General features: G+C 66.0%; 12 protein-coding genes and 2 pseudogenes. 1 reads left to right on the top strand and 13 read right to left on the bottom strand.

Translation table 11 applies throughout. The features are described from left to right. Nucleotides 1–13: 13 nt before the first annotated feature. From BLT44_RS04375 to BLT44_RS04345, 8 genes and pseudogenes are all read right to left on the bottom strand, one after another. A complete protein-coding gene (locus BLT44_RS04375; protein ID WP_010155309.1) occupies nt 14–418 on the bottom strand; it encodes an arsenate reductase ArsC in 405 nt (134 codons plus the stop codon). 24 nt (nt 419–442) lie between these two features. After that, entirely contained in the window at nt 443–1435 is a 993-nt protein-coding gene (locus tag BLT44_RS04370) for a metalloregulator ArsR/SmtB family transcription factor (protein WP_010155310.1), read from the bottom strand. Further along, nucleotides 1432–2528 (bottom strand): annotated as a pseudogene (gene arsB, locus BLT44_RS04365) (ACR3 family arsenite efflux transporter). Before arsB ends, BLT44_RS04370 begins: the two are co-directional and overlap by 4 nt. A 76-nt stretch (nt 2529–2604) precedes the next feature. After that, nucleotides 2605–3582 carry a thioredoxin-disulfide reductase gene (gene trxB, locus BLT44_RS04360; RefSeq protein ID WP_029608093.1) on the bottom strand — a complete coding sequence of 326 codons (978 nt, stop codon included), beginning with the start codon at nt 3580–3582 and terminating at the stop codon, nt 2605–2607. A 563-nt stretch (nt 3583–4145) separates the two neighbouring features. Continuing rightward, nucleotides 4146–4241 (bottom strand): multicopper oxidase domain-containing protein, encoded by a 96-nt coding sequence (locus BLT44_RS16140; RefSeq protein WP_363746381.1) that lies wholly within the window; start codon nt 4239–4241, stop codon nt 4146–4148. Nucleotides 4242–4273: 32 nt separating this feature from the next. Continuing rightward, nucleotides 4274–4381, bottom strand: a pseudogene (locus BLT44_RS16135) (multicopper oxidase domain-containing protein); the annotation flags it as partial. Between the two features lie 71 nt (nt 4382–4452). Continuing rightward, nucleotides 4453–5511 carry a CPBP family intramembrane glutamic endopeptidase gene (locus BLT44_RS04350; protein ID WP_081473299.1) on the bottom strand — a complete coding sequence of 353 codons (1059 nt, stop codon included), beginning with the start codon at nt 5509–5511 and terminating at the stop codon, nt 4453–4455. A 21-nt stretch (nt 5512–5532) separates the two neighbouring features. After that, nucleotides 5533–5925, bottom strand: a complete 393-nt coding sequence (locus BLT44_RS04345) for a hypothetical protein (RefSeq protein WP_010155316.1) — start codon at nt 5923–5925, stop codon at nt 5533–5535. A 146-nt stretch (nt 5926–6071) separates the two neighbouring features. On the opposite strand from BLT44_RS04345, the gene BLT44_RS04340 reads away from it, so the two are divergent. Continuing rightward, nucleotides 6072–6680, top strand: a complete 609-nt coding sequence (locus BLT44_RS04340) for a DUF5134 domain-containing protein (RefSeq protein WP_010155318.1) — start codon at nt 6072–6074, stop codon at nt 6678–6680. A gap of 3 nt (nt 6681–6683) precedes the next feature. Here BLT44_RS04340 and BLT44_RS16105 read toward each other — a convergent pair whose 3' ends face one another. From BLT44_RS16105 to BLT44_RS04320, 5 genes are read right to left on the bottom strand one after another with little or no spacing between them, the layout of a single operon-like run. Next, complete coding sequence (locus tag BLT44_RS16105) at nt 6684–7010, bottom strand: CPBP family intramembrane glutamic endopeptidase (protein WP_331270903.1); 327 nt, start codon at nt 7008–7010, stop codon at nt 6684–6686. A gap of 12 nt (nt 7011–7022) precedes the next feature. Continuing rightward, nucleotides 7023–7493, bottom strand: a complete 471-nt coding sequence (locus BLT44_RS16100) for a hypothetical protein (RefSeq protein ID WP_331270904.1) — start codon at nt 7491–7493, stop codon at nt 7023–7025. Nucleotides 7494–7507: 14 nt separating this feature from the next. Further along, nucleotides 7508–9748 (bottom strand): heavy metal translocating P-type ATPase, encoded by a 2241-nt coding sequence (locus BLT44_RS04330; protein WP_010155319.1) that lies wholly within the window; start codon nt 9746–9748, stop codon nt 7508–7510. Continuing rightward, entirely contained in the window at nt 9745–11805 is a 2061-nt protein-coding gene (locus BLT44_RS04325) for a cytochrome c oxidase assembly protein (RefSeq protein ID WP_010155320.1), read from the bottom strand. The genes BLT44_RS04330 and BLT44_RS04325 overlap by 4 nt, the downstream gene beginning before the upstream one ends. Next, on the bottom strand, nt 11802–12035 hold the full coding sequence (locus BLT44_RS04320; protein ID WP_010155322.1) for a heavy-metal-associated domain-containing protein: 234 nt from the start codon (nt 12033–12035) through the stop codon (nt 11802–11804). Before BLT44_RS04320 ends, BLT44_RS04325 begins: the two co-directional genes overlap by 4 nt. Between the last annotated feature and the right edge of the window lie 86 nt (nt 12036–12121).

The raw sequence follows: 12121 nt of genomic DNA, 5'->3' as shown, positions 1-12121 counted from the left end.
TAGGGTTTGTGAGCTACACCAATTCACTCACAAGCTGACTGATACGTATACGGATCTCGTCACGGATGGGTCGTACTGAGTCAAGATCCTGCCCGGCCGGATCATCAAGCTTCCAGTCCTCGTAACGTTTCCCGGGGAAGAACGGGCAGGCGTCACCGCAGCCCATTGTGATAACAACGTCAGAGGCCTGTACCGCTTCTGTGGTGAGTACTTTGGGCTGCTCAGAAGTGATGTCGATACCGAGTTCCGCCATCGCGGCGACGGCCATTGGGTTGATTTGATCGGCTGGCATCGAGCCGGCCGATCGAACCTCGATGCGGTCTCCGGCGATGTCGCGCAGGAATCCTGCGGCCATCTGGGACCGACCAGCGTTATGGACACAGACGAACAGTACGGAGGGCTTATTGGTGTCAGTCATAAATGCGTCGCTCCAGATAGTTGGTTAGTGGGTGAGGTCGTCGACGAGGGTGCGAACTCGGGCGGCAATGTCATCCCGGATGGCTTGCACGCCCGCGTCGGATGCGAGAGCGGGATCGCCCACGGCCCAGTCCTCGTAACGGACGCCCGGGATGATGGGGCATACATCTCCGCACCCCATCGTGATCACCACGTCTGCCGCACGAATCGCATCGTCGGTGAGGGGTTTTGGGAACCGGTCAGCTGCGGCACTTTCCCCTTCGATGTCAGCGATCAGCGACCGCACGTGAGGGTGGATCACATCGGCCGGTTGAGACCCGGCCGAGCGAGCGATAACGCGTCCGTCCGAGATCTGATTCACGAGCGCTGCGGCGAGCTGGGAACGACCGGCGTTTGCGACGCAGACAAACAGCACTTGAGGTGCGGATGTGTCGTGATGTTTCGTGAGGTCACTGATGCGTTGGCGGGCGAACCGTTCGGTGAGTGGGATGAGCGCAGTGGTCACTCGTGCGGTGCTGACGAGCGCTGTGTAGGACTCACGCACGATGGAGCGAACGATCTGTGCGTCGAGCTCGGGTACTTCTGCGGCGAGTTCGTCAGCGAGTCGGGTCACTCGGGCGTCAAAGTCCGGGCGCACCACGTCCGCTGACTGGGTATCCAGCGGCCTTGCCAGTGCGACCGGGGCGAAAGATTCGAGTAGCGCCGTGACTGCTTGCTGCCGGCCGGGTGTGATCCGGTACCAAACCCACGTACCGCGCCGCTGTGCCGTGAGGACGTCAACCTCTTTGAGTACTTTCAAGTGGTGGGACACGGTGGGTTGGGAGACGTTGGCGAGTTCGGCGAGATCGCATACGCACGATTCGCCGCGCGGGTCTGCCGCAATCGCGGACAGCATGCGGAGCCTGAGCGGATCAGCAAGCGCTTTCAGTGTGGCTGCGACCGTCGAGGCCGCTTCCTGCCCGATCGCGTGCGCGGCGATGGGGCCGCAGTCTTCGGCCGTGGTGAGGGTGGCGCTCATGCTGTCGTCCTTTCCGACGTATACGGGTCACTGTTGAACCAAGCTCTCGCGGCCCACAAGGACACATATACAAGCCCGACGAGCACAGGGACTTCGATCAGTGGCCCGACAACGCCGGCCAATGCTTGACCGGAAGTCGCGCCGAACGTGCCGATGGCGACAGCGATGGCGAGTTCGAAGTTGTTTCCAGCCGCGGTGAACGCCAACGTCGATGATCGGGCGTAGCCCAGCCCCAAGGCTTTGCCGGCAAAAAGACCCACGAACCACATTGCTGCGAAATAGACCAGCAATGGCAGCGCGATGCGGGCAACATCTAGCGGTCGAGAGATGACCTGATCGCCTTGGAGAGCGAACAGCAGCACGATCGTGAACAGCAATCCGTACAGGGCCCAGGGGCCGATCTTGGGGATGAACGTTTCCTCGTACCAATGGCGGCCTTGCGCTTTTCCCCGATGAACCGGGAAGCAAACCCAGCAATCAGTGGTACCCCCAGGAATATGAGCACGTTCAGTGCGATCTGTCCGATCGAGATGTCGAGCCCTTGCGAATCAAGCCCCAGCCACGCCGGGAGGATGGTGAGGTAGAACCATCCCAAGAGGGAGAACGCGACAACCTGGAAGATTGAGTTGATCGCTACGAGGACCGCGGCAGCTTCACGGTCGCCACAGGCGAGATCATTCCAGATAACGACCATCGCGATGCAGCGGGCGAGCCCCACGATAATCAGCCCGGTACGGTATTCGGGGAGATCGGGAAGAAACACCCATGCCAGAGCAAACATCAGGGCCGGCCCGATGACCCAGTTCAGCGCGAGCGAAGAGATCAAGAGTTTCCTGTCCCCGGCGACGGCTGCGACCTTGTCGTAGCGTACTTTCGCGAGAACGGGGTACATCATGATCAGCAACGCCAGAGCGATGGGGACCGAGATCCCACCAACTTCGAGGTGCGCGAGCACCGTAGAAACGCCAGGAATGAACCGTCCCAGTAGGAGGCCGGCGACCATGGCTAGCCCGATCCAGAGCGGTAGCCAACGGTCGAGCGTTGACAGCTTGCGTGTCGCAGATGGTGCGGTGGGGGTCGTTCGGGTGCTCATGCGTGGAGCGCCTCCATTTTTTCGACGATGACAGGCTCCGGGTGGGCATCGGTGACGGTAATGGTGGTTGCGAGAGTCATGCGAAAACCTCCTCGGACCGCGGATGGGTATCCATCATGTGATCGAGAGTGCTGAGGAAGTGTTGGGCGTCCTGGGCGGCAGCGCAGCCCGTCCCGGCAGCGGTTATGGCTTGACGATAGGTGTGGTCGACCAGGTCGCCTGCAGCGAACACCCCTGGGATGTTGGTGCGGGTTGATGGATGTGCGACTTGCACGTACCCATCGGCGTCTGTATCAATGGTGCCCGTTACGAGCTCCGAACGCGGGTCGTGGCCGATTGCGACGAATACGCCGGTGACCTCGATTGTTCGTAGCTCACCCGTTTGCGTGTCGCGCAGTGAGACTGCTCGCACCGATTCCTCTCCGGTGAGTTCCGCGATCTCGCTGTTCCAGGCGACATCGATTTTGGGATGGTCGAGGACTCGCTGCGCCATGATCTTGGATGCGCGGAACTCGCTGCGCCGGTGCACGATCGTGACCTTCGACGCGAAGCGAGTAAGAAAGAGTGCTTCCTCCATCGCTGAGTCACCTCCACCGACAACCACGATCTCCTGATCTCGGAAAAAGAACCCATCGCACGTCGCACACCACGACACCCCGTGGCCCGTCAGCCGCTCCTCGTCAGCAAGATGCAACTTCCGGTAAGCCGACCCCATAGCAAGAATGACGGCACGAGACTGGTACGTGTCTCCCCCACCGGTCACTGCTGTTTTGAGTGAACCGGTGAGGTCGAGGCTGGCCGCGTCATCGACAATGATGCGGGCACCGAATCGCTCGGCCTGGGCGCGCATCGATTCCATGAGGTCAGGTCCCTGAATACCGTCGACAAACCCGGGGAAATTCTCGACTTCGGTGGTGGTCATCAACGCGCCCCCGGCGCTGATCGATCCGGCAAGAACCACGGGTGCGAGTCCCGCACGAGCGGCGTACACCGCTGCGGTATAACCAGCCGGGCCAGACCCCACGATCAGAACGTCAACTTCTTGATTAGACATGCATCTATATTGACACAGATCGATACAGAGTGTGACCGTCCACGATGAATTTTGTGTGCTGCCGATCCGCTCGGACCGATTGCAGCCTCGCGTACGGCTCAGGGAACACCATGCGTCATCGGGATGTAGGCTAAACGCGCGTCCTTTACCGCCGCTCCCTTACGTGCGCTGACCCGTGAGAGGCTTCTGGCTTCCTCAGTCAGTCCTTCTGGTCGGCTAGTAGATCGCTGTGGCCGTGCAGTGTGCCTGTCGCGAACCCGATAGTCACGGGTTCTGATGCCCCGCAGCACGAAGCGTGGGATAGTCACGCGCCGGGCGACGACGCATTGGGAGGAGCGGGTGACGGTGTGTGCGTAGAACACGCTGCGGTGTTGGCCGCGTGCACGGCGGGATTCTGATCACGGTGGGCGGCTCCTAAGCATCGTGGATCACGATGAACTGCCCTATGTTCCCATGTCGTGATGCATGAGCCAGTGGCAGTGGCACATGTAGGGCCAGTCGAGGTCGGTGCTGTGACCGAACTCGGCGTTGAGGAGGAACAGGCTCATCAGTCCGCGGCCCACCTACGCTTCGGCGGTGCCGTGGGCGTGCGGGTGGTACCAGCAGGTCGCTGCCGCCTGCTCGACCTCCCACTCAGCGATCCATTCCTCGCCGGGGATGGGCCGGTGGGGCCGACGTCGTATTGCGCCGGGAATTTCACGCCATGCCAGCGCACGGTCGTCGTCTCGGGGAGCTCGTTGCGCACGACGATGCATATCCGATCGCCCTCGGTGGTTCGCAGCGTGGGGCCAGCGAAGGCGCCGTTGTAGCCCCGCTCGGCGCGAGGATGGCTTCAAACTGCGGCGTTCATCCGCTCAGCGCGGCTCCATGCTACGGCTCGGGGGTGGTCTCGTGTGGAGCGGCGGGGCTCTGGATGGGGTCGATGCGCTTCCTGCCGTGTCCGCCTCGGGTGAAGGCACGCAGTGTGAGCCACATAAAGAGGGCGAGGCCGGCGATCTGGCCGATCAGCCCGGCCGGCCTGCCGTCGCCTGCGATCTGCGCGGTCTCCCCGGTGAGACCCGAGGCCATGATGCCGAAGGCGACGTAATTGTTAACGATGTGGATCGCGATCGCCGCCTCGAGGCCGCCGGTGCGCCAGGTGAGCCAGGCGGAGACGACGCCGAGCAGCCCGACGGCGAGGAGCCCCCAGATGTCGTAGATATGGAGGAACGCGAATCCGATCGAGGGGATGAGGATCGCGAACCAGGGGTTTCTGAGCCACGCCCCGAGCACTTGCATGAAGAGTCCGCGGAAGACGACCTCCTCGGCGGTGGATTGCAGCGGCACCAGGATGAGCACGAGCAGCATCGACAGCACGGCGGCGCGCGCGTCGAAGACCGTGTCGCTGGTAGCAGCTGCGGCATCGGTGGCGGGATCGAGGAGCGCGCCTGCGGCGATGCCGACGAGGTTCATGACGGCGATCGCGAGCACGGAGACGCCGAGCAGCCTGCCGAGGAGCCCCCAGCGCATACGGGTGGCGACCGACCAGATCCGGCCGGTGGGTCGCATGCCCATGACGAGCATCGCGAGCAGCACGGCCGGGAGCATGATGATGATCGACACCATGCTCACGAGCACCGACACGGGCCGCTGGGTGTCGAGTGCGGCGGCGGTGCCTGCGGCGACCTGCGTGGGGTAGTCGGGATCCGTGAGCATCAGCACCGGGATGACGGCCACCGTGACCACCACGGTGAGGATGCCGAAGAACACGCCCGAGAGCAGGAGCAGGGCGAGCGGCTTCCACCACCGGTAGGCGGGGGCGCCGCGCAGCAGGCGATGGTAGTCGAGCGGTTCGGTCTTCACGGTGCGCAGCTGCTGCGACCCCCGCGCCCAGCCCCAGGACGGCGGCACCGCAGACGGCGGGCGCGGCTCGGGTGCGGGACTGGACATGCTGGGGTCTGCAGCTGCGGGTCAGGCGGTGGCGTTCGCCGGGTCTTGGGCGGCGCGGTAGCGGCGGGCGCGCACGAAAAAGGCGATGCCGGCGACGAGGAACACGAGGAGGACGACGAAGGTGACGGTGCTCGCGATCACTGCGTTCGGGCGCTCGGCGGTACCGGCGAAGAGCTCCCCGAGCTTCATCACGTTCATGGCGGTACCGGCGATGCCGAGGAGGGCGATCGCGAGGGCGGCGTGGAGCGCGTGCCGGCGGGCCTTCGGCGCGCGTGAGATGAAGGCGGCGATGAGGATGAGCACGCCGAGCGCTGCGGGGATGAGGGCGGTCAGGCTGCTCGCGTCGGAGGCGACGTAGGCGATCACGCCGGTGGCGGTGAGGATGCCGCCGACGGCGAAGGTGAGTCCGGTCATGGTCATTGTTCCTTTCGCGGACGCCGCAGGGGTTCTGGGCCGCGCCGGGCGCCCGGGGCGTGTCCTCCCCTGCCCCTGGTTCGGGGAACTGTGAGGGGTGCGGGCCTCGCCCGTACTCTACATGATGTAGTTGTAAGCTCGTGGGTATGCTGACTGCCCCGTGGAATCTGATCCTCACCGTCGTCTTCGCGTTCACCGGGGTGTACTGCCTCGTGCGCCTCATCGCGCATCGACCGTCGGCTGGGGCGCCGCGCGGCCCGGTGCTCGAGTCGCTGGCGATCCACCTCATGCACCTGGTGATGAGCGCCGGGATGATCGCGATGTGCTGGATGATGTCGATTCCGGCGGCATCGAACTGGGCGCAGATCGTGGTCTTCACCGTGCTCGCGCTCGCGCTGATGCCGGGACTCTGGAAGGCGGCGCTGTTGGCCCGTCGCGTGGATCTCGCCGGGCACATCTGGCTCGCGGCCGCGATGGTGTGGATGATCGCGGTGATGCCGCTGCTCATGGCGGACATGAGCAGCGGGGAGCATGGTGGCGGCCACGGTGAGGCCGCTGACGGGGCGATAATGATGGCGATGTCGACCCCGCTCTGGGTCGACGTGCTGAACGGGGTCTTTGTCGCAGGCAGTGCGGCGATCGCGCTGTGGTGGACGTACCGTGCGGCGACGATCCGCGGCGAGCGGCTGCATGCGCTCTGCCACTGCCTGATGGCGGCGGGTATGGCAGCGATGCTGCTGCTCATGAACGGGTAGCGGCTAGGGCGCGACTTCGAAGAGGGCGGGCCAGAGCAGCAGTGCGAGCGGGCAGCCGACGAAGCTGACGATGTTGAGCAGCCAGTGCGCGATGATGAGCGGCAACGACCGCCCCCAGCGGTGGTACACCCAGCCGAAGAGGAGCCCCATCACGATGTTGCCGATGAACGCGCCGATGCCCTGGTAGAAGGGGTAGCTGCCGCGCAGCAGCGCGCTCGAGACGATGGTGGCGAGCGGGCCGACCCCGAGCCGGCGCATGCGATCGAAGAAGTAGGCGACGACGATGAGCTCTTCGCCGAGGGCTGCGCGCAGAGCGGAGAGGATCAGCACGGGCACTATCCATCAGTAGGCGTCGAGAGCGGTCGGCACGACGTTCGCGTTGATGATGCGCGAGAAGAGATAGAACACGAGTCCCGGGATGCCGATCGCAGCCGCGAGCACGACGCCCCAGCCGGCGTCGGCCAGCCACCACTGGCCGCTCTTGCCGGGGAGCCGGCCGAGGCCGAGGTTCCCGAGGCGCGGGGCGGCACTGCGCCAGAGCAGGTACGCCACGAGTCCGACGGGCGCGAGTTCCCCGATGAAGCCGGGCAGCTGGTAGGCGAGGTCGAAAAGGGACTGCTCGGCGAGCGGCCGGTTGATCGTGGCGGTCTGTGAGGCGAGCACGGTCTCTTGGCTGAGGCGGCGCAGGATCGTGATGATCGACTGCACGCCCGCGTAGCCGAAGGACAGGGCGAGCACGATCGTGAGCTCCCAGCGCAGTCGGCGCTTCGAGATCGGGGCGACGTCGAAGCGCGCATACTGGGGCGGTCGCATCTGGGGCACCCCGGCTAGGCCCTGCGGCGGTAGTTCTGCAGCCGGAGGCTGTTGAACACGACGAGCACCGAGGAGAGCGCCATCGCACCGGCAGCGATCAGGGGGTTCAGGAATCCGGCGGAGGCGATCGGGATCGCGGCGAGATTGTAGCCAAACGCCCAGCCCAGGTTCACTCGGATGGTGCGCAGGGTACGCCGCGACAGCTCGATCGCCTCGGGGATCACGGCGAGATCTTCCCGCACGAGGATAATATCGGCCGACTTGAGGGCGATGTCGGTGCCGGAAACGACGGCAAGGCCGAGGTCGGCGGCGGCGAGGGCGACGGCGTCATTGATGCCGTCGCCGACCATGGCGACACGCTCCCCCGCGGCTTGCAGCTCGCGGATCGCATCGGCCTTCTCGGCGGGCAGCACTTCGGCACAGACGCGGTCGATGCCGAGGGTGCCGGCGATCTCCTCGGCGACGACGCGGGAGTCGCCGGTGAGCAGCACCGTGGTGAGACCCTGCTGCCGGAGCGCCTGGATCGCAGCTCGGGCATTCAATTTGATGGTGTCGGCGAGGCCGAAGCGTCCGATGAGGCGTCCCGCCTGGGCGACGAACACGGCCGATTCCGTGGGGTCGGCTTCGCTGAGGTAGACGCGGGCGGCACCGGTGGACACGCCCTGCTCGTTTAGGTAAGCGAGGCTGCCGATCATGACGGTGTCGCCGGCGACGGTGCCAGAAGCGCCCCGGCCGGGTACGGCGACGAAGTCTCTGACGGGGTCGAGGTCGGTGATCTGCTGATTCGCGGCCGCGACGATGGCTCGGGCGATGAGGTGCTCAGACCCTTGCTCGACTGAGGCGGCGAGGCGCAATAGCTCGTGCTCTGCGACGCCAGGGACGGTGGCGATGCTGCGCACGCTCATCTCGCCGGTGGTGAGGGTGCCGGTCTTGTCGAGCACCACGGTGCTGATCGTGCCGCTCGCCTCGAGCGCGTCCTGCCCCTTGACGAGGATCCCGAGGCTGGCGCCGCGGCCGATGCCGACCATGAGCGCGGTTGGGGTGGCGAGCCCCAAGGCGCAGGGGCAGGCGATGATGAGGGTGGAGATGCCGATCCCGAAGGCTTCCTCGAAGGAGCGGCCGGCGAGCATCCACCCGGCGGTGACGAGGATGGCGAGGACGATCACGCCGGGCACGAAGTAGCGGGTGACGCGATCCACGAGGGTCTGCACGCGCGCTTTGCGTGCCTGGGCTTGCTCGGCGAGGGCGGCCATCTGCGCGAGCTGGGTGTGCGCACCCACGGAACTCGTGCGCACCTCGAGGCGACCGTTGATGCTGATTGTGCCGCCGATCACGGTGTCACCGCTGCCGGCTGCGACGGGGAGCGGTTCGCCGGTGAGCATACTGGCGTCGATGTCGGAGAGGCCCGCGATCACGATGCCGTCGGCGGGGAGGGTTTCGCCGGGGAGCACGACGAACACGTCGTCGACGCGGAGTGCCGAGGCGGGCACAATCTCCTCGGTGCCGTCGCGTTGGATGCGGACGTGCGTGGCGGCGAGCTCGCTCAGGGCGCCGAGCACGTCGCCCGCTTTACGGCGGGAGCGGGTTTCGAAGTAGCGGCCCGCGAGCTGGAAGGTCGTCATGCCGGCTGCGACGTCGAGGTAGATGGCGTTCGCCCCCTCTGGGGTGGCGCCGATGCCGAGCCAGTACCCGGCCCCGCTCCCTTCGATGCCGAACAGCAGCGTCACGACCGACCAGCCGAAGGAGGCGGTGATGCCGAGGGAGACGAGGGTGTCCATGCTGACGTCGCCATGGCGGAGGTTTCTGAGGGTGGCCTTGTGGAACGGCCAGGCCGCCCAGGTGACGATCGGGACGGCGAGGGCGACGCAGAGCCACTCCCAGCCGGGGAAGCGCCACTCGGGGACGAGGGCGAGCACAATCGTGAGATCCATGAGCGGCACGGTGAGCACGGCGGCGAGGATGAGCCGTCTGCGTAGCGAGGTGATGCGTACCTCGGTGGCGCGCTTCGACCAGGCGTCGTCGGCGTCGTCGTGGATGCGGGCGCCGTAGCCGGCTTTCTCGACGCGCTCGAGGGCCTCGCTCGCTCGCGCGGTGCCGAGGCCGGAAACGATGGCGCGCTCGGTCGCGTAGTTCACGCTCGCGGTGACGCCGTCGACCTTGTTCAGGGCACGCTCGACGCGGCCCGCGCATGCGGCGCAGGTCATGCCTGAGACGTCGAGCTGCAGTGGCTCGGCGATGTCCGTGGCCGTGTTCACGGCTGGGGCTCCTCGTCGCTCTGGGGCGCGGGCCGTCTGGGGCCGGTGGCCTGGCGTCGGTTGGAGAGGGTTTCGAGCATCTTGTTGTAGTCGTCGAACTCCTCGTCGCGGCCGGAGTCCATGTGCCGATCCTTGCGGCGGGCCTCCTTCGCGTCCTGCCGCGACCATTGGATGCCGAGTGCAATGATGACGAGCAGCAGCGGCAGCTCGCCGCCGGCCCAGGCGACGCCGCCGCCGAGGTACTGGGAGGCTTGGAGGTCTGTCCAGGGCAGCCCGAAGTAGAGGTAGAAGTTCTCTGCGATCCACTCGCCGTCGGCCATCATCAGGATCACGCCGAAGAAGGCGTGGAACGGCATCGCTGCAAGTACGAAGCCGAGTTTGCCGATGTGCGGGAGGGGTCGAGGCGGCCGGTCGACGCCGATCACGAGCCCGTAGAAGAGGTATCCGGCGATGATGAAGTGGATGTTCATGAGCTGGTGTGCCCAGTGGAAGCGCATGCCCTCTTCGAAGATTCCGGTGAAGTAGAGCCCGTAGTAGGAGCCGACGAAGAGCGCGAACACGAACAGCGGGTTGAAGACGAAGCGGAGCACCTTCCAGTGCAGCACCCAGGTGATCCAGTGGTGCAGGCCTGCGGGCCTCGTCGGGTCGGCGCGGGTCGCGCGCAGCAGCAGGGTGATGATGCCGCCCATCACCAGAAGGATCGGGGCGAGCATGTTCAGGCTCATGTGCACGATCATGTGCGTGCCGAAGTCGGGAGCCGAGTACTTCCCGAAGCCGGAGCTCGTTGCGAACACGATGACGCACCAGCCGCCGATCCACGAGATCGTGCGGCCAAGCGGCCAGGTGTCGCCGCGTCTGCGCAGGACGCGCACGGCCCAGAGGTAAGCGGCGACGGCGGCGATCGCGAGCACGATGAAGAGGACGTTGGGCCGCCAGTGTGTGAACCAGACGAGCAGCGACGGCGGCTCATCGACGTTGAAGCCGAGGAACACCTGCGAGATCGTCGTGGGCTGGAAGTAGTGGGGCGGCGGGATCCTCGTCATCGCTGCGGTGATCCCGATCCAGCCGGTGATCGCGAGGGTCGCGATGGCGGGCGGTAGGAGCGCTGGCTGGGCCGGGTTCGCGCGCTGCGCCGCGCGCCAGCCGAGCAGAGCGACGATGAGGAGTGCCAGGCATGTCCAGCGGGCGAGGATCTGCCACCCGGTCTCGGAGTCGAGGAGGCCAGATCCGGCGAGCTTGAACCAGGTCAAGAGTACGTCGGTGGCGACGATCAGCGGGATGCCGACGAGCACGAACCTGGTGAGTCGGGTAACGATGACCGGGTCGAACCTGCGGCCCTGCGCGGCGCGGATGGCGGCGATGATGATGACGCCGAAGACCGCGCCGGTGGCGAGGGTCTGGTAGGTGCCGGCGTCGCTGCCGAGGTCGTGGTTCGGGCCGACGAGGATCTGCCCGACGACGACGGGGGCGAGGATGCCGAAGCAGGTTGCCCAGAGTGGGATGAGGAGCCCTGTCCAGCGGGTGACGAACTGGCAGACGAGCGAGGTGATGACGGCTGCGAGCAAGGACACCGTCCAGGCGCGCGGGAAGGCGCTCGTCTCGTAGAGGAACGCGAATGCGCCCGGCTCGCTGAGGCGCGCGAAGGGCATGCCGCTGCTGTCGAGCGCTTCGAAGACCACCATGGCGGCCGACACCATCGCCCAGGAGACGGAGGCGATGCGCAGCACGGTGAGCTCGAGGCACGGCTCGATCCGCTTGGCTTGTTTGCCGCGGGCGTCGCGGAAGAACAGGAGGTACAGCAGGGCGCCGAGGGTGAGCATGGCGGCGAGATCGCCGAGGCCCTGGCCGAACGCGGTCGGCACGGCGACGTCGAAGCCGGGGAAGGTGAGGTAGATCTGCTCGTAGGCGGTCGGTCCGATGCGGAGTGTGGCGATGATCGGGGGGACAATGATCGCGATGATCCCAAGTGCCACGATCGCCGGAGCGAGGGCGGTGCGACGTGGTGGGCGCTCCCCCGGTGTCCCGGCGGGCGCGATCGGGATCGCGCTGCTGCTCATCGTGCTCGCTCGCGGACGGCGGTGAGTTCGAAGCCTGCCTCGCTGACGGCCGCGGCGAGGGCATCGGTGCTGAGGGGGTGCGCGGCGTGCAGGATCGCCCGCCCGGAGGTCACGTCGACCTCGACGGTGTCGACGCCGCTGAGCGCGCTGACTGCCGTGGTCAGCGTCTGGGCGCAGTGGTCGCAGGTCATGCCGCTGACGGTGAGCTCCTGCTTGCTAGTCGCGTCCATCGCCCGTCGTCCTCTCCTCGGAATACTCGTATAAGACTACAAGATGTAGACGTATGGGAGCTTGGCGCGAGCGGCCGGCGCGCCGG

The sequence above is a fragment of the Leucobacter chromiiresistens genome (genome assembly GCF_900102345.1).
Lineage (GTDB): Bacteria > Actinomycetota > Actinomycetes > Actinomycetales > Microbacteriaceae > Leucobacter > Leucobacter chromiiresistens.
Note: the sequence above shows the minus strand (reverse complement) of the source record. Positions and strands in the feature narration are given on the sequence as shown.